This window comes from Pseudomonas multiresinivorans (genome assembly GCF_012971725.1).
Lineage (GTDB): Bacteria > Pseudomonadota > Gammaproteobacteria > Pseudomonadales > Pseudomonadaceae > Pseudomonas > Pseudomonas multiresinivorans.
Map to the genome: position 1 here is coordinate 1,375,373 of NZ_CP048833.1, position 16,555 is coordinate 1,391,927.

Annotated in this window: 19 protein-coding genes; 6 read left to right on the forward strand and 13 right to left on the reverse strand. The window is 64.7% G+C overall.

The window, feature by feature from the left end:
• Positions 1-9 precede the first annotated feature (9 nt).
• From G4G71_RS06195 to G4G71_RS06205, 3 genes are all read right to left on the reverse strand, one after another.
• The gene (locus G4G71_RS06195) at positions 10-687 is read right to left on the reverse strand and encodes an urease accessory protein UreF (protein WP_169936181.1); all 678 of its coding nucleotides are present in this window, start codon (positions 685-687) and stop codon (positions 10-12) included.
• Between the two features lie 87 nt (positions 688-774).
• Positions 775-1,275: an urease accessory protein UreE gene (gene ureE, locus G4G71_RS06200; protein WP_169936182.1), complete on the reverse strand. Its 501-nt coding sequence runs from the start codon at positions 1,273-1,275 to the stop codon at positions 775-777.
• Between the two features lie 402 nt (positions 1,276-1,677).
• Positions 1,678-2,313, reverse strand: a complete 636-nt coding sequence (locus tag G4G71_RS06205; protein ID WP_169936184.1) for a TetR family transcriptional regulator — start codon at positions 2,311-2,313, stop codon at positions 1,678-1,680.
• 153 nt (positions 2,314-2,466) lie between these two features.
• On the opposite strand from G4G71_RS06205, the gene G4G71_RS06210 reads away from it, so the two are divergent.
• Together G4G71_RS06210 and G4G71_RS06215 are read left to right on the forward strand one after the other, a co-directional pair.
• Complete coding sequence (locus G4G71_RS06210; protein ID WP_169936186.1) at positions 2,467-3,567, forward strand: flavin reductase family protein; 1,101 nt, start codon at positions 2,467-2,469, stop codon at positions 3,565-3,567.
• Positions 3,560-4,660, forward strand: a complete 1,101-nt coding sequence (locus G4G71_RS06215; RefSeq protein WP_420826006.1) for a fatty acid desaturase family protein — start codon at positions 3,560-3,562, stop codon at positions 4,658-4,660. The genes G4G71_RS06210 and G4G71_RS06215 overlap by 8 nt, the downstream gene beginning before the upstream one ends.
• A gap of 6 nt (positions 4,661-4,666) precedes the next feature.
• On the opposite strand, the gene G4G71_RS06220 is transcribed toward G4G71_RS06215, so the two are convergent.
• Together G4G71_RS06220 and G4G71_RS06225 are read right to left on the reverse strand one after the other, a co-directional pair.
• On the reverse strand, positions 4,667-4,882 hold the full coding sequence (locus G4G71_RS06220; protein ID WP_169936192.1) for a hypothetical protein: 216 nt from the start codon (positions 4,880-4,882) through the stop codon (positions 4,667-4,669).
• A gap of 112 nt (positions 4,883-4,994) precedes the next feature.
• Complete coding sequence (locus tag G4G71_RS06225) at positions 4,995-5,237, reverse strand: DUF6868 family protein (protein ID WP_169936194.1); 243 nt, start codon at positions 5,235-5,237, stop codon at positions 4,995-4,997.
• A gap of 219 nt (positions 5,238-5,456) precedes the next feature.
• Between G4G71_RS06225 and G4G71_RS06230 the strand changes: the two genes are divergently transcribed.
• Positions 5,457-6,767 carry an MFS transporter gene (locus G4G71_RS06230; protein ID WP_169936196.1) on the forward strand — a complete coding sequence of 437 codons (1,311 nt, stop codon included), beginning with the start codon at positions 5,457-5,459 and terminating at the stop codon, positions 6,765-6,767.
• Between the two features lie 86 nt (positions 6,768-6,853).
• On the opposite strand, the gene G4G71_RS06235 is transcribed toward G4G71_RS06230, so the two are convergent.
• The 3 genes from G4G71_RS06235 to G4G71_RS06245 all read right to left on the reverse strand — a co-directional run bounded on the left by G4G71_RS06235 (position 6,854) and on the right by G4G71_RS06245 (position 9,186).
• Complete coding sequence (locus tag G4G71_RS06235) at positions 6,854-7,222, reverse strand: phage infection protein (RefSeq protein WP_169936198.1); 369 nt, start codon at positions 7,220-7,222, stop codon at positions 6,854-6,856.
• 330 nt (positions 7,223-7,552) lie between these two features.
• Positions 7,553-8,320, reverse strand: coding sequence for a hypothetical protein (locus G4G71_RS06240; RefSeq protein ID WP_169936200.1), 768 nt, complete (start codon positions 8,318-8,320; stop codon positions 7,553-7,555).
• Positions 8,321-8,652: 332 nt separating this feature from the next.
• Positions 8,653-9,186: a ferritin-like domain-containing protein gene (locus tag G4G71_RS06245; RefSeq protein WP_169936202.1), complete on the reverse strand. Its 534-nt coding sequence runs from the start codon at positions 9,184-9,186 to the stop codon at positions 8,653-8,655.
• 283 nt (positions 9,187-9,469) lie between these two features.
• Here G4G71_RS06245 and G4G71_RS06250 point away from each other — a divergent pair, with 283 nt between their 5' ends.
• The gene (locus tag G4G71_RS06250) at positions 9,470-11,560 is read left to right on the forward strand and encodes an AsmA family protein (protein WP_169936204.1); all 2,091 of its coding nucleotides are present in this window, start codon (positions 9,470-9,472) and stop codon (positions 11,558-11,560) included.
• Between the two features lie 205 nt (positions 11,561-11,765).
• Here G4G71_RS06250 and G4G71_RS06255 read toward each other — a convergent pair whose 3' ends face one another.
• The 4 genes from G4G71_RS06255 to G4G71_RS06270 form a co-directional block, all read right to left on the reverse strand.
• Positions 11,766-12,221 carry a GyrI-like domain-containing protein gene (locus G4G71_RS06255; protein WP_169936206.1) on the reverse strand — a complete coding sequence of 152 codons (456 nt, stop codon included), beginning with the start codon at positions 12,219-12,221 and terminating at the stop codon, positions 11,766-11,768.
• A 141-nt stretch (positions 12,222-12,362) separates the two neighbouring features.
• Positions 12,363-12,707, reverse strand: a complete 345-nt coding sequence (osmE, locus tag G4G71_RS06260) for an osmotically-inducible lipoprotein OsmE (protein WP_169936208.1) — start codon at positions 12,705-12,707, stop codon at positions 12,363-12,365.
• A gap of 86 nt (positions 12,708-12,793) precedes the next feature.
• On the reverse strand, positions 12,794-13,012 hold the full coding sequence (locus tag G4G71_RS06265) for a hypothetical protein (protein ID WP_169936210.1): 219 nt from the start codon (positions 13,010-13,012) through the stop codon (positions 12,794-12,796).
• A gap of 73 nt (positions 13,013-13,085) precedes the next feature.
• Positions 13,086-14,351, reverse strand: a complete 1,266-nt coding sequence (locus tag G4G71_RS06270; protein WP_169936212.1) for an Hsp70 family protein — start codon at positions 14,349-14,351, stop codon at positions 13,086-13,088.
• A gap of 209 nt (positions 14,352-14,560) precedes the next feature.
• Between G4G71_RS06270 and G4G71_RS06275 the strand changes: the two genes are divergently transcribed.
• On the forward strand, positions 14,561-15,424 hold the full coding sequence (locus tag G4G71_RS06275; RefSeq protein ID WP_169936214.1) for an isocitrate lyase/PEP mutase family protein: 864 nt from the start codon (positions 14,561-14,563) through the stop codon (positions 15,422-15,424).
• A 20-nt stretch (positions 15,425-15,444) separates the two neighbouring features.
• Here G4G71_RS06275 and G4G71_RS06280 read toward each other — a convergent pair whose 3' ends face one another.
• Positions 15,445-16,089, reverse strand: coding sequence for a hypothetical protein (locus G4G71_RS06280; protein WP_169936216.1), 645 nt, complete (start codon positions 16,087-16,089; stop codon positions 15,445-15,447).
• A gap of 181 nt (positions 16,090-16,270) precedes the next feature.
• Here G4G71_RS06280 and G4G71_RS06285 point away from each other — a divergent pair, with 181 nt between their 5' ends.
• Positions 16,271-16,537, forward strand: a complete 267-nt coding sequence (locus G4G71_RS06285) for a DksA/TraR family C4-type zinc finger protein (RefSeq protein ID WP_169936218.1) — start codon at positions 16,271-16,273, stop codon at positions 16,535-16,537.
• The last annotated feature ends 18 nt before the right edge of the window (positions 16,538-16,555 follow it).

Here is a 16,555-nt window from a genome sequence, read left to right on the forward strand (position 1 = left end):
GCAGTTCTCCTAGGAGCGGAACAGACGGCTGTATTGGGTTTCGTGATTCATGCAGGCCAGCGCGAGACCGAAGGGCGCGCCGCCGTGGGGTTCGTTGGCGAGGGCGGCCTGGCAGGCGCTGTCGAGGTCGGGGAGCAGTTGCGAGGTGAGCTTCTGCGCGGCGAGCTGGCCCAGCGGCAGGGTCTTCATCAGCACCGCCAGCTGGTTCTCCAGCCAGCTCCAAAGCCAGGCGCCGAGGGCCTGTTCCGGGGATAAACCCCAGGCGCGGGCGGCCAGTGCCCAGGCGGCGGCGAAGGAGGGTTCGGGTTGCGCGGCGAGCCATTGGCGCGCGGGCTCGTCCAACTCGGGCAGGGCTTCGAGCAGTTGGCCGAGGGAGAAGCCCATCTGGCGGTTTTCCAGGCCCAGCTCGCGGGTCTCGCGGCTGGCGCGGTGGCGCTCGGCGGCTTCGCGCAGGGCAGCCCAGTCTTCGGCCTGCGCCGCGCGCAGCAAGTCGGCCAGCAGCGGGCCCTCGAACCGGGCGAGGTTCAGCTGCAGCTGGTCGGTGAGCCAGGTCCGCGCGCCTTCGGCGTCCTTCACCAAACCGTGGTCGATAGCGCTTTCCAGCCCCTGGGAATAGCTGTAGCCGCCGATGGGTAGCTGCGGACTGGCCAGGCGCAGCAGCGACCAGAGGCTGGAAGAGTCAGTCATGAACGACGACCTGTCCGCGCGCACCGATCTGCCCTCTTTCCTTGAGGGAGAGGGCTGGGGTGCGGGAAAAAGCCCAACGCCGAAACATCACAACCGAACCCCGAACTGATGCAGCTTCGGCGCGTAGTTGAACTGCTCTTCGCCATGGTGCGAGTGATGATGGCCGCCACCATAGGCTCCGTGCTCGGGCTGGAACGGCGCTTCGATGGCTTCCACCGTGGCGCCGAGCTGGTCGAGCATGGCCTTGAGCACGTAGTCGTCGAGCAGGCGCAGCCAGCCTTCACCGACCTGCAGGGCGACGTGGCGATTGCCCAGGTGATAGGCCGCGCGGTTCAGCTCTCGGGCATTGGCGCAGGTAACGTGGAGCAGCTTTTCCGGCGCTGCGCTGACGCGCACCACCCGGCCATCGTTGGCCTGCAGGAATTCGCCCTCCGCCAGCGGCGGCTGTCCTCGTTCGAGGAACAGGCCGACGTCTTCACCGGTGGTGCTGAAGCAGCGCAGGCGGCTCTTGCTGCGCGCCTCGTAGTTCAGGCGCAGCTCGGCGTCCCAGTGTTCGCGGGGTTCGGTTCGTTGGTGGATGACCAGCATGGCAGCGTCCGGCAGTAGCAATGGCGGTGCTACAGCAAGGGGCTTGCCAGTGCAGCCCTCAGGCAGCGCTGGCGCGGGCTGGAGCGCTTGTCCGGGCGATCAGGAATGGTGCGAGCGCTCGACGATGGTGCGCACGAAAACGGTGCGCACCAAGGCGGGGCGCTCGTTCCACTGTAGGGGGCCCCATGGATGCGATCTTGGGCATGGGTCGCTGCAATACTGAGACTCACTCGCTCGGTTCAACCCTCACCCTAACCCTCTCCCAGAGGGAGAGGGGACCGTTCGGTGAAGGATGACACCACAGCGTCAGCCGGCAAGCTCTGCCCCCTCTCCCCTTGGGAGAGGGTTGGGGTGAGGGAAGGCGAAGGTAGAAAGCCCCAGGGAAAAAAGAGGCGATGCCACTCAGGGCCGCGAGCCGATCCCGGTCCAGTGCTTGGCGCCGATCATGATGAAGCGCAGCTGCTGGGTGATCTTGGCCTGGGGCGAGAGGTGCGTTGGCAGGCTTTCGGCCGGCGGGTCGATCAGCTCGGGCAGGGTGGCGAATACCGTCTTCACCACCAGGTCGGCGATCACGTCGATGTCCTGGGTTCCCAGGTGCGGCAGCTTGTTGAGCAATGCCAGGTCGGCGGCGAGGTCGTCGGTGATGCGCTGGCGCAGGGCGCCGACTGCCTGGCGGATCGGGTGCGAGCCACCGTACTGCTCGCGGGCGAGGAAGAGGAACTGGGTGCGGTTGGCGGTGACGGCATCGAGGAAGATGCGCACCGAGGCCTCGATCACCCCGCCCAGCTCGAACTCGTTGCGGCGCACCACGCGCAGGGTCTCGCGGAAGGTCTCGTCGACATCGGCGACCAGGGCGAGGCCGAGCTGGTCCATGTCGGTGAAGTGCCGGTAGAACCCTGCCGGGACGATCCCGGCTGTCTTCGCCACCTCCCGCAGGCTCAAGCTGCCGAAACCGAGGCCGCTGTCCATCAGGCTGCGCGCGGCATCCATCAGGGCCAGGCGGGTCTGTTGTTTCTGTTCGGCGCGGGGAGTGGCCATACGGCAGTGCTATCCAGGGCGAGGGCGCAGGCACTCTAACAAATGCCGGTCATGGCGGGGCAAGTTCCGAGCGGAATAGTGAACAAATGTTGACTGAAAAGTCTTTCGCGTGAGATTTTAAGTGAACACCTGTTTACTGTTCGGTATCCATCCATGCCCCTGCTTCCCTTCGCCAGCCTGCGTCTGGTCTCGCCGCTACTGTCACCGCTGCGTGCCCTGGTACGTGGCCAGTGGCTGCGCGAGTCGGACGTCGATGCTGTGCTGCGCGCCTGCAACCGCGGCTGGTCGTTGCAGCGAGTGTTCGCGCGGGTCGAGGCGCGGCAATGGGTGGCCGATGACATGCTCGAACTGCGCCTGCGCCCCAATGCGCACTGGCGCGGCGCGCGCCCGGGCCAGCACCTGCAGCTGTTCGTCGAGCGCGATGGTGTGCGCCACAGCCGCAGCTACAGCCTGACCCGTATCGCCGAGGACGGTTGCCTGGAGTTCGCTGTGAAGCTGCAGCCGGGCGGGCGGATTTCTTCCTTCCTGCTGCAACGACTGTGCGTCGGTGACGTGCTGGAGCTGGGCCAGCCAGATGGCGACCTGAGCTGGCCGGCCGATGACCGGGGCGTGCTGCTACTGGCTGCGGGCAGTGGCCTGACGCCCTTGCTCGGTTTGCTCCGCGAGGCGCTGGAGCGTGGTTACGGCGGCCCGGTGACGTTGCTGCATTACGTCCGTGAGCGCGGTCAGAAGGCTTTCGTCGTCGGGTTGGAAGCACTGGCGCGGCAATACCCGAATCTCGAATTGCGCTGGGCGCTGAGCGGTGATGCCGCGCTGGACGGCGAGTTGTCCGGACGTTTCCAGCGCGATCACGTGGCCGATCTGGATGGCCGCCACGTGCTCGCCTGCGGCCCCGGCGGTTTTGTCGAAACCGTGCGCCAGGCCCTGGGCACGAGCAGCCGCAGCCTGCAGGTGGAAAGCTTCAGCCCGCCGGCGTGGGACGATCGCGAGCCGGCAAAAGCCGTGAGCGTGCGCTTCGCCCGCAGCGCGCTCCAGGTAGCGGGCGATAGCCGCCGCAGCCTGCTGGAGCAGGCCGAGTCCCATGGTCTGCGCCCGGTGCATGGCTGCCGTCAGGGCGTGTGCACCCGTTGCACCTGCACGTTGGTCAGCGGTTGCGTGCGTGACCTGCGTAGCGGTGAGCTGTTCAGCGAGCCGGGCCAGCCCATCCGTATCTGCGTCAGCGCGCCCCAGGGCGACCTGACGGTCGATCTCTGAATCAGGACAGCCAACGATGCGCGAAGATCGCGACCTCACTGCCGCCGAGCTGGCGGCCTTCGGTGCCGAGCTGGACGCCCTGCGCCAGCGCACCCTGCACGACCTGGGCGCGAAAGACGCCCGTTACATCCGGCGTATCCGCGCGGCGGTGCGCCTGTGTTGCTGGTGCGGCCGCGTGCTGCTGATGGCCGGCTGGTTCCCGCCGACCTGGCTGCTGGGCACCTTGCTGCTCGGGCTGGGCAAGATCCTGGAGAACATGGAGCTGGGCCATAACGTCATGCATGGCCAGTACGACTGGATGAACGATCCGGAATTCTCCGGCCAGCACTACGAGTGGGACATCGTCGGCCCCGCGGACTTCTGGCGGCACACGCACAACCATGTGCACCACACCTATACCAACGTGCTGGGCATGGACGACGACGTTGGTTACGGCGTGGTACGGCTGTTCCCGGAGCAGAGGTGGAAACCCTTCTACCGCTGGCAGCCGCTGTGGGTGACTCTCCAGGCGCTGCTGTTCCAGTACGCCGTGGCGGTTCAGCACCTGCGCCTGGACAAGTACGTGAAGGGACGGATGAGCAAGGAAGAACTGCGCCCGCTACTGCGCCAGTTCAACGCCAAGGTCGGGCGCCAGTGGGTCAAGGACTACCTGGTGTTCCCGCTGCTCGGCCTGTTCACCGGCGCCTTCGGCGCGGTGCTGCTGGGCAACGTCATCGCCAACCTGATGCGCAACCTGTGGACCTTCACCGTGATCTTCTGCGGCCACTTCACCGAGAAGGCTGCGGTGTTCCCACCCGAGGTGCTGCAGGACGAGACGCGCGGCCATTGGTATCTGCGCCAGCTGCGCGGGTCGAGCAACCTGGAAGGCGGGCCGATCTTCCACATCATGACCGGCAACCTCAGCCACCAGATCGAGCACCACCTCTACCCGGACCTGCCGGCGCGGCGTTATGCGGCACTGTCGCGGGAAGTCCGGGAAATCGCTTCGCGCTACGGCCAGACCTACAACAGCGGCCGCCTGTCGGCGCAGTTCGCCACGGTGCTCAAGCGCATCTGGATCCATCGCCGACCCACGGTGCCGGCCGGCGCCTGATCCGGATCAGGCGCGACGGGAAAGCGGCGAGGCGACTTCTTCACGCAGGGCGCGCAACTCGGCGGCGTCCTGGTTGAGGTGGTGGATGGACTTGAGCAGCTTCTGCCGGAGCAGGTCATCCTGGACCTGTTCGACTGCCCGCATGACTTCCAGCGCCGTGGCTTCGTTGTTCGCGGCGACGGCGTCGAGAGTCTTTCGCAGGCTGCGAGTTGCATGGTTCACGTTGGTGTTCTCCTGAAAACTGCACGCACCCTACGACCTGAGTATTTCTAATAAATTTCAACAAGTTGCTTTCCGATCGGCGGTCATGATGTCGCACCGGTGGCGCATCGATTCAGGAAAGCATGCACAGCGCCAGCAGTGGCGCCAGGTTGAACAGCAGGACGCCGATCTTGTAGAGCGCCATGCCGCCGTAATGAATGGCATCGAATTTTTCCACCGGCAGCTCGAACCAGCGTGTGTGCAGGCGGTAGACGAAGTCGTGGGCCAGGCTGAAGGCGAAGAACCAGATCAGCAGGATGGCGTAGTTGATCAGGGTGCAGTAGAGCAGGAAGGGTTTCAGTTCCTGGAGCGGCATGATGATTCTCCGGCCACATACTGCATTGGAGTGGCCGCCGGGCGCAGGGGTTCACCGGTTTGCCGGCGGGCGCGCGTCCGATAGCCGGCGCGCTGGCCGACGGCCATAATGCGCACCTGCCGCAAACCATGTGATCTTTGCCGCACGACCGCTGTCCGATGTGCGGACGGCTAACCTTGCCGTTACACCCACATCCCTCATTTGCCTGCCGGACTCGCCATGTTCAGCCCGCTCGTCACGTTCCCTGCGCTCTATACCGCCACGCTGCTGATGCTCGCCGGCTCCGGCCTGTTCACCACCTACATGGGCCTGCGCCTGACCCAGGAGGGCGTCAGCGACCTGTGGGTCGGCGGCCTGATGGCGGCCTACTATTTCGGCCTGGTCTGCGGCGGCAAGTTCGGCCACAAGCTGATTGCCGGCTTCGGCCACATTCGTTCGTACGTGGCCTGTGCGGGCATGGCGACGGTGATCGTGCTGATCCACGCGCTGGTCTCGCAGCTGGAGGTGTGGATCGTCCTGCGCTTCGTGATGGGCGCGGTAATGATGAACCAGTACATGGTGATCGAGAGCTGGCTCAACGAGCAGGCCGAGGGGCACCAGCGTGGCAAGGTGTTCGCCGGCTACATGGTGGCGGTGGATGCCGGCCTCGTCGTCGGCCAGGGCCTGCTGGCGCTGAGCCCGGTACTGGATTACAAGCCGCTGCTGCTGGTCGCCATCTGCTTCTCCTCGTGCCTGATCCCGCTGGCACTGACCCGCCGCGTCCACCCGGCCAAGCTGGTGGCGGCGCCGCTGGAGATCGGTTTCTTCTGGAAGCGCGTGCCGCAATCGCTGGGCACCATCTTCGTCGCGGGCCTGATGGTCGGCGCGTTCTACGGCCTGGCGCCGGTGTATGCGGCGCGCAACGGTCTGGACACCTCGCAGGCGAGCCTGTTCGTCGGCATGTGTATCGTCGCCGGCTTCTGCGCGCAGTGGCCTTTGGGCTGGTTGTCCGACCGGATGAACCGCAGCTGGCTGATCCGCGCCAATGCCTTGCTGCTGTGCCTGGCTGCGGTGCCGATGTGGGGGTTGATCGAGCTGCCGTACACGCTGCTGCTGGCCAACGGTTTCGTCACCGGCATGCTGCTGTTCACGCTCTACCCGCTGGCAGTGGCCTTGGGCAACGACCACGTCGAGCAGTCGCGCCGCGTGGCTCTCTCGGCGATGCTGCTGACCACCTACGGCGTGGGCGCCTGTATCGGCCCGCTGTTCGCCGGCGCGATGATGCGCCACTTCGGCCCGGGCATGTTCTACATGCTGGTGTCAGCCTATGCGCTGATCCTGATCTTCTGGGTGCAGCCCAAGCGCGTCACCGGCGTGCACCGTGTCGATGAGGCGCCGCTGCATCACGTGGCCATGCCCGACACCGTCAGCCCGATGGCTGCAGCGCTGGACCCGCGCGTCGACGAGGTACCGGAAGAGCTGGTGGTGGAAGCGCCGGCCAGCATCGGCCGCTCCGACGGCGAGCCGGACGGCGCCGATCTGAAGAGCTGATAGGCCGCCGGATCGAGATCCTGGAAATGAGAAAGCCCGGCAGATGCCGGGCTTTTCTTTCGCCTGTTCGGCGTATTTCGCATCAATCAGGAAACACGCTTCAGGTGGGCATCGAACACGGTGTCACCACCCGACTCGGCGACCATGTTGCTGTGCAGCTTGTCGATGGTGTGCTCGGAGCCGTTCTCGGCAACGCGGGCATCGTCCATTTGCTTGTGCAGGCGATCGATGGTGCGCTCGGAACCGTTGTCGGCAATGCGGGCGTCGTCCATTTGTTTGTGCAGGCGATCGATGGTGCGCTCGGAGCCATTATCGGCAACACGGGCTTCGGCGCTCTGCTGCTGGAGTTGGTGGGTGCTGCGCGGGCCGTTGTTGAGGATGGCCGGGGCGGCGAAGACTGCGCTGGCGGTCATCAGGGAAGTGAGTGCAAGGCTGAGGGCGATCTTGGTTTTCATGTTGGGTGGCTCCGAAAGGGGGCGGTTTGTTTTGGCTACAGGGTTATTTTCCCTTCGGATAAATCGATTTAAAAACGATGATGGGTGATACAGAGCATCAGTGATGTCGATTATTTAGCCGGCTAATTTCAACTATCGCCGCCAATGATGGAACGACGAAAACCGCTCTAGGGCGGCGTGTTCAGGCTCTTAAAGGGAGGTTTCAGGCAAGACGCCGTTACAAATCACGGGTGGCCTGATATCGATGGCGCGCTCTTGCGGCTCTGGAGCGATAAGAAAGCCCGGCGGGGCCGGGCTTTTCTCTCACCTTGCGGTGTACTGCCTGGAGACTTATGCCTTCAGGTGGGCGTTGAAGACGGTGTCGCCACCCGACTCGGCAACCATGTTGCTGTGCAGTTGGTCGACGGTGTGCTCGGAGCCATTCTCGGCCACGTTCATCTCGCCGTGCAGACGGTCGATGGTTTTGCTCGAACCGTTTTCAGCGACGCCCAGTTGCTTGTGCAGGCGGTCGACGGTCTGGCTGGAGCCGTTCTCGGCGACGTTCATCTGCTGGTGCAGGCGGTCAACCGACTTGCTCGAGCCATTTTCGGCAACGCTCATCTCGCTGTGCAGGCGGTCGATGGTTTTGCTCGAACCGTTTTCAGCGACGCCCAGTTGCTTGTGCAGGCGGTCGACGGTCTGGCTGGAGCCGTTTTCGGCGACGTTCATCTGCTGGTGCAGGCGGTCAACCGACTTGCTCGAACCGTTTTCGGCAACGCTCATCTCGCTGTGCAGACGGTCGATGGTTTTGCTCGAGCCGTTTTCAGCGACGCCCAGTTGCTTGTGCAGGCGGTCGACGGTCTGGCTGGAGCCGTTCTCGGCGACGTTCATTTTCTGGATCAGACGATCGACCGACTGGCTCGAGCCGTTTTCGGCGATACGGGCCTTGGCGGCGTCCAGTTGTTTCTGTTGTTGATCCAGGGTGCGCTCTGCGCCGTCCTGGACCAGAACCTGAGTCTGGCTGGCATTGATGACCGGGGATTCCTGCTGGGAGCCGGCGAAAGCGGCATTGGCAGCAAGTACGGAGAGGGCAAAGCCAAGTACGAGGGTGCGTTTCATGATGCGGCTCCAGAAAGAGTGGGGAGTTCGTTGGACACGGACTCAGTATCTGTTCTGGATTATCGATTGGAAAACGATGCTGGAAGATAGTCGCTATCGATGCCGATGATTGTTAGATAAGTTGTTTAAAATCATATAGTTGATTTTGAAAATTGACTTCTATCAATGCCTTCGATTGGCGGTATCGGTGGGATTGTTAGTATCTATTTAATCGATATATTCGGGGCGAGATCTGCTGGCGAGGCTCTGGAACGGGGCTTTACGCTCAGCGGGAGGGCCGCGCCCACGATACCCGGCCGGAGCCGGGTATCGATGACGGCGGTGGGGATGGGTTATTTCAGGTCCTGGAGCAGGTCCGCCATGTCGTCGGCGTGTTCTTCTTCCTGGGCGAGGATCTCCTCGAACAGGCGGCGTGTGGTGGGGTCGTCATCGCCCAGGTAGACCACGATCTCGCGGTAGCTATCGATGGCGATGCGCTCGGCGACCAGGTTCTCGGTGATCATCTCGCGCAGATTCTTGCCGGCCACATACTCGGCGTGGGAGCGCTCGGTCAGGCCGGCCGGGTTGAAGTCCGGTTCGCCGCCCAGTTGCATGATGCGCTCAGCCAGCAGGTCGGCATGTTGCAGTTCCTGGGTGGCGTGCTCGAGGAATTCCGCCGCGGCGACGCTCGCCTTCAGGCCCGTGGCCATGAAGTAGTGGCGCTTGTAGCGCAGGTAGCAGACCAGCTCGGTGGCCAGCGACTCGTTGAGCAGACGCAGCACGGTCTTGCGATCGGCATGGTAGCCCTCGGTCACCGCGCCGTCCTCGATGTTCTGGCGCGCCCGCTGGCGCAGGGTCTGGACGTCGGTCAGTTGTGCCTGGTTCATCAGTCATCTCCTTGTGGCAAACCGGCGCTGCGGTGGCGCACGGCTCAGATCGGTTCACAAGGGTGTGAGTCGCCGGTGGCGGCGAAAGTTTAAGTTTTCTCGCCGTGGCGTCTGCATCGGACCTTCTGCCTGAAAATCGGCGGATACAACGCCCCGCTATGCTGGTCCAAGTGAGCAGGCCAAGGGAGAATGCCGGCCCGGCATGCTCAGGCGGCCGATGATTACCGGCAGCGGCGTGGGGACGTCGCTGCTTCCACCGACGCGGCCAGCAGGGAGTTCAGGTATGACGCGCGGGAAACGAATCTGCCTCTGGAGCTTCACAGGTTTCATCGCGGTGATCGCCGCGCTGGTGGTGTTCATCGCCACCTTCGACTGGAACCGGGTGAAGCCGACCATCAATGAGAAGGTCTCGGCCGAGCTGGGGCGCCCCTTCGCCATCAATGGCGACCTGCAGGTGTTCTGGCGCACGGAACCTGCGGAGGGCGGCTGGCGCGCCTACGTGCCGTGGCCGCACTTCAGCGCGCAGGACATTACCCTGGGCAATCCGGACTGGGCGGCGGGCAAGACGCGCGCGCCGAACTTCGCGAGTCTCGAAAAAGTCGAGCTCCGCCTTGCCCCGCTGCCGCTGCTGTGGCAGACGGTGCGCATCCCGCAGATCGTCCTCACCCGGCCCAGCGCCGACCTGCTGCGTCTGGCTGACGGCCGCGCCACCTGGACCTTCGAGCTGCCCAAGAAGGAAGAAGATCCCAACGCCATGCCCGAGCAATCCTCGTGGAAGCTGGATATCGGCGAGATCGGTTTCGACAAGGGCAGCGTCACCCTCGACGACCAGAGCCTGAAGACTCGCCTCGAGCTGCTGGTGGATCCGCTCGGCAAGCCGGTGCCCTTCGGCCAGTTGGCGGGCAAGGCGCTGGCCGGTGGCGACAAGGCGGCCACCCAGGACTACGTGTTCGGCTGGAAGCTCAAGGGCCAGTACAAGGGCCTGCCGCTCGCGGGCGCGGGCAAGGTCGGTGGCGTGCTGGCGTTGCAGGATGCGGCCAAGCCGTTTCCGGTTCAGGCCGACGTATCCGCCGGGAGCACCCGCGCGAGCATCGTCGGCACCCTGACCGATCCGTTGAACCTTGGCGCGCTGGATTTGCGCCTGCAACTGGCCGGCACCAGCATGGCCAACCTCTTCCCGCTCACCGGTGTGACCCTGCCCGATACACCGGCCTACGAGACCGACGGCCGCCTGAAGGCCGAGCTGCACGACTCGGCCGGCGCGCAGTTCCACTATGAGAACTTCAACGGCAAGGTCGGCGACAGCGACCTGCATGGTGACCTCGTGTTCGTCAATCGCCAGCCGCGGCCGAAGCTGTCCGGCAAGCTGCGCTCGGACCAGTTGCGCATGGCCGACCTCGGCCCGCTGATCGGCGCCGACTCGAACCAGGAAAAGCAGGCGCGCGGCCAGAGCACCCGCCAGCCGGCCGACAAGGTATTGCCGGTGGAAGAGTTCCGCACCGACCGCTGGCGCGCCATGGACGCCGACGTGGAGTTCACCGGCAAGCGCATCGTGCACAGTGACAAGCTGCCGATCAGTGACCTCTATACCCACCTGGTGCTCAACGATGGCCTGCTGACCCTGGAGCCGCTGCGCTTCGGCGTGGCCGGCGGCACGCTGGATTCGCACATCCGCCTGGATGGCGGCAAGACGCCGCTGCAGAGCAAGGTCCAGTTGCAGGCGCGCAGCTTCAAGCTCAAGGAGCTGTTCCCCAGCTTCGCGCCGATGCAGTCGAGCTTCGGTGAGCTCAACGGCGATGCGACGATCGCCGGCACTGGCAATTCGGTGGCGACCATCCTGGCCGGCGCCAACGGCGAGATGAAGCTGCTGATCAATGACGGCCGCATCAGCCGCAGCCTGATGGAGATCGCCGGGCTCAACGTGGGCAACTACGTGGTGAACAAGCTGTTCGGCGATGACGAGGTGAAGATCAACTGCGCCGCCGCCGACGTGGGCATTGCCAATGGCCTGGCCAAGCCGCGGGTGTTCGCCTTCGATACCGAGAACGCCATCATCACGGTGGATGGCACGGCCAACTTCGCCACCGAGCAACTCGACCTGGACATCACGCCGCAGAGCAAGGGCGTGCGCATTTTCTCTCTGCGATCGCCGCTCTATGTGCAGGGCACCTTCAAGAATCCGAAAGCGGGCGTGCACGTGCTGCCGCTGGCGGCGCGTGGCGCAGGGATGGTCGCCCTCGGTGTCGCGGTGGCCCCGGCGGCGGCGCTGCTGGCGCTGATCGCCCCGAGCAAGCAGGACGACAACCAGTGCGCGGCGCTGCTGCAGCAGATGAGGCAGCCGGCGAAGGCGCAGGGGCCGGCGAAGCGTCAATAGAGGCTGGTTGGGGCGACGGCTGTCTTCTGGAACGCTGTGCCTTGGATTCCCTCTCCCTAACCCTCTCCCTGAAGGGAGAGGGGACTGGTCTTATGCCGGCTGACCCCCTGGCATCAGCCGGCACGGAAAGCTCCCTCTCCCTTCAGGGAGAGGGCGGGGGAGAGGGCAGGCCATGGTGCGAGGCTTCATGTGGCTGCGGGGCGGCTTAATAAATCGGCACGTACAGGTCGGTTTCCGACGCCGGATCTTCCGGCCCCAGGAAGCGCTCAGTGTAGCGCTCCAGATCCACGCCCTTCTTCGGCTCCAGGCCGTGACGGGCCAGCAGGCTGGAGTAGATGGCCTGGAAGCTGTCGGCGATGGCGGTGACCGGGCCGATGTGGGTGAACACCGCGTACTTCTGCGCGGGCACCTCGTAGCTGGTCATGCCCTCGGGTACGTTCGCACCGGGCTCCACCGGCAGCCCGGCGATGTAGTGGAACTCGCCGCCCGGCAACTGGGTGCAGACGCCATAGGCGGCCTTGTCCTGCGCGTTGGCGCTGACTTCCTTTTCGCGTGGCAGGAAGCGCTGCCACAGCTGGCCAATGCTGTCGCCCGGTGCGCTGCCACGGTAATCCATGCCCACCACGTCGAAGGCGGGCAGTTCGATGATGCGGTATTTCATGGTCGGCTCCTCAGGTGGCTGCTGGGATGATAGACGGCCACCGCGTGGCGGGAATATCCCCGCCTGCAGGACTGTGGCGATGTGCCGAATGAAAAAGCCCCCGCCGGCCGGCGAGGGCATGTCGTCACGCCCGGGCGGGCGTCACGGCTGGGCGTCGCGCTCGTGTCGGTCGAGCTCGGAGCAGGTCATGAAGCCCGATCCATCGACTCGGCCACTGCCGTCGAAGCTCACGTAGAAGGGCTGTTGCTGCCCATCCTTGCTGAGGATGTAGCTGTTGCAGCTGCCCGGTTTCATCAGGCGCTTCTGCGTCGACGATGGTGTGCCGCCGATCTTCAGGACTTCTTCCTGGCTCATCCCCTTCTCGACATTGCGCACCAGCGGCTGGTCGCGGAAGGTGACGTAGTTGACCGGGTTCTGCACCTTGGTGGAAGCGCAGCCCGCCACCGAAGCCAGTACCAAGAGCGCCAGCAGTGATCGCTTGTACATGGTGTTCTCCTTGGTTGAGCAACTCACTCGCACAACTTGGAGCCTAGGCCAGGATCGGGCGTTCAAGAAATCTGCAGGGCAGGCTTTTATTCGGCGTCTTTCAGGGCTTCGTCCAGGCGCTGCTGGTTCTGCACGTTGGCGGCATCGATCTGCTGCTTGAGCTGCTCGATCTGCTGCTGGGCCTGTTGCGCCTGCTGGGCTTGCAGCTTGGCGGTGGCGGCCGTGGTCGCGGCGGTTTCGCCGAGGCCGCAGGCCGAAAGGGCGGCACAAAGCATCAGGAGGCTGCTCAGGTGGAAGAGGCGCATGACGGGCTCCGGCGCGGGGGAGGAATGACCGCCACACTAGCGCATGGCGGTCCCGGCGTCAGTGCGCGACCGCTCAGCCGTAGCGCTTCATCGCTTCGATGGCCAGGCCGTTGCCGATCCCGCCGAAGCGGTCGCCGTCGACGTGTCGGGCGTTGGGCAACATGGCCGCCACGCTCTGGCGCAACGCCGGTACGCCGGAGGAACCGCCGGTGAAGAACACCGTGTCCACGCGCGCCGGGTCCACGTCGGCCGAATTGAGCAGGTTGGTGATGCTGCCGCGCACGCGCTCCAGCAGCGGGGCGATGGCGCCTTCGAACAGGTCACGGCTCAGCTCGGCGACCAGCCCCGGCTCGATACGCATCAGGTCGATGTCGCGGCGCTCGGTGTCGGACAGCTCGATCTTGCTGGCTTCCACCTGCATCGCCAGCCAGTGGCCGGCGCGCTGCTCGATGAGCTTGAACAGGCGGTCGATGCCGGTGGCGTCGACGATGTCGTAGCGCATGTTCTGCAGCGCCAGCTGGGACTTCTGCGCGTACACCGCGTTGATGGTGTGCCAGGTAGCCAGGTTGAGGTGGTAGCTGGTCGGCATGAAGGCGTCGCTCTTCATCTTGCTGCCGTAGCCGAACAGCGGCATCACGCCCTGGATGCTCAGCTGCTTGTCGAAGTCGGTGCCGCCGATGTGCACGCCGCCGGTAGCGAGGATATCGCCCTGGCGGTCGGCTACTTCGCGGCGCTCGGGCGACAGGCGCACCAGCGAGAAGTCCGAGGTACCGCCGCCGATGTCGACGATCAGCACCAGCTCCTCACGCTGGATGCTGCGCTCGTAGTCGAAGGCCGCGGCGAGGGGTTCGTACTGGAAGGAGACGTCCTTGAAGCCGAGCTTCTGCGCCACGGCCACCAGGGTGTCCTGGGCTTCCTGGTCGGCCTTGGGATCGTCGTCGACAAAGAACACCGGGCGGCCCAGCACGACGGACTCGAACTCGCGCCCGGCAACCGCTTCGGCGCGCTTCTTCAGCTCGCCGATGAACAGCCCCAGCAGGTCCTTGAACGGCATGGCGCTGCCCAGCACGGTGGTCTCGCTTTTCAGCAGCGAGGAACCCAGCAGGCTTTTCAGCGAGCGCATCAGGCGGCCTTCGTAGCCTTCCAGATATTCGTGCAGGGCCAGGCGGCCGTAGACCGGGCGGCGTTCCTCGACGTTGAAGAAGATCACCGAGGGCAGGGTGATCTTGTCGTCTTCCAGGGCGATCAGCGGTTCGGTGTCCGGGCGCCACCAGCCGACGGTAGAGTTGGAGGTGCCGAAGTCGATGCCCAGGGCGCGGGCCGCAGTGGTCGGGAACATGGTGCGCGAGTGTCCGGAGAAAAAACGGCCGCGCAGTTTACGCGAGCGCGGAGGGAAAACCAGGGTATCCGTCGGAAGGCTATGGTGGCAAAGAGGGCTTGGGGAGTAGCTTGTAGTTTTGCTACATTGTGTTCCTGTAGTTTTCCTACAAGAGTTTTCGACTATCTGATTTCCGTTCTCCCACCCCGTATTAGCAGTTGGATCCCACCATGCACAGAGCCTCCTTCCACGAATTGCGCAAGGATTTCCGCGCCTTACTGAATTCTTCAGCCTGCTATCACACCGCATCGGTGTTCGATCCCATGTCGGCGCGCATCGCCGCGGATCTGGGTTTCGAGGTGGGCATCCTGGGCGGTTCTGTAGCTTCACTACAAGTTCTGGCGGCGCCTGACTTCGCGCTGATCACCCTGAGCGAATTCACCGAGCAGGCCACCCGCATCGGTCGCGTTGCCCGTCTGCCGGTGATCGCCGATGCCGACCACGGCTACGGCAACGCACTGAATACCATGCGCACCATCGTCGAACTGGAACGTGCCGGCGTGGCCGCGCTGACCATCGAGGACACCCTGCTGCCCGCGCAGTTCGGCCGCAAGTCCACTGATCTGATTCCGGTCGAGGAAGGCGTCGGCAAGATCCGCGCCGCGCTGGAAGCGCGCATCGATCCGGAAATGGCGATCATCGCCCGCACCAACGCCGAGGTGCTGGAAGTGGACGACGTGATCCGCCGCACCCTGGCCTACCAGGCCGCCGGCGCCGACGGCATCTGCATGGTCGGTATCCGCGACTTCGACCACCTGGAAGCCATCTCCCGCCATCTGTCCGTGCCGCTGATGCTGGTGTCCTACGGCAACCCCGAGCTGCGTGACGACGCGCGCCTGGCCGAGCTGGGCGTGCGCATCGTGGTCGACGGCCACGCCGCCTACTTCGCCGCGATCAAGGCCACTTACGACTGCCTGCGCGAGCAGCGCGGCGTGCATGCCTCCGACCTGACCGCTTCGGAACTGGCGAAGAAGTACACGCTGCCCGAGGAGTACCAGATCTGGGCGCGCGAATACATGGAAGTCAAAGAGTAGGACCGCCTATCCCGCGTCGCTCAGCTGCGCGGCAGATGCGCCAGCAGGTATTCGACCTGAGCGTTGAAGGGATAGAGCAGAGTGCCTTCGGGTTTCTCCGCCTTGCGCAGGTAGCTCCAGCGCGAGAGCAGGGAGTCCCGGCTGGCACCGGCGGGTAGTGCCGCCAGGCGTTCGCCGATCCGTTCCTGCAACTCTCCGATGCGCTTGGCATCGTCTCCGGTTTCCTTTCCCAGCAAGCGTTCGTTGGCTCGCCGCGCCTCCAGCAGCGCCAACTCGCGCAATTCATTTTCCAGCCCCGGTGTCAGCGTCTCCCGCGCCAGTATGAAACTGTCGAACAGAGCGGCGACTTCCCGCGTCTGCGCCACGGCGTGCTGCAGGTCCACGCCTTTCTGCACGTAAGCCGCGCGCACCTGCTCCAGCGTCTGCCGATAGAGCTGCCAGAGGTCCTGCAGGCTCGCTGCGTTCTTCTGCTGGGAGAGCTGCTGCTCGAAGCTTGTGCCGAGATTGTCCAGGCGGGTCAGGAAGCGCTCGTCGCCCGTGGCGCTGTACAGCAGCAGGTAGCGCTCCATGTCGCGCAGGCTGGCATCGGTGGTATCGGCATTGGCGGCGCGTGGCAGCAGGCCGGTGAGCAACAGGCTGGCGATCAGGGCGGAGGCGTAGCGCATGGCGGATTCCCGGGCAGACGGAAGGACCGGCCATTTTCGGCAGCCGCTGAGGTGCGGAACATCAGACGCTTCTGGATTTCCACTCACGACGCACTCGTCGCTTCGCGCGCCATCGCCCTTGCAATCACCGGCTGTGCCCTGCATATCTGCAGGACACGCGAACGATCCACGGGAGGTCGCCATGGCCAGTGGCTGGGCAAACGACGGAGCGGTTCAGGAGCAGATCGACAGCACCATCGAGGACGCCATTGCACGGGCGCGCAGCCAGTTGCCCAAAGGCGAGAGCCTGACCCATTGCGAGGAGTGCGATGCGCTGATTCCCGAGGCGCGGCGCAAGGCCATTCCCGGCGTGCGCCTGTGCGTCAACTGCCAGGCCGATCATGACAAGGAGCAGTCCGCCCACAGCGGCTACAACCGTCGCGGCAGCAAGGACAGTCAGCTGCGCTGAGCTTTTTTCGTCCAATGC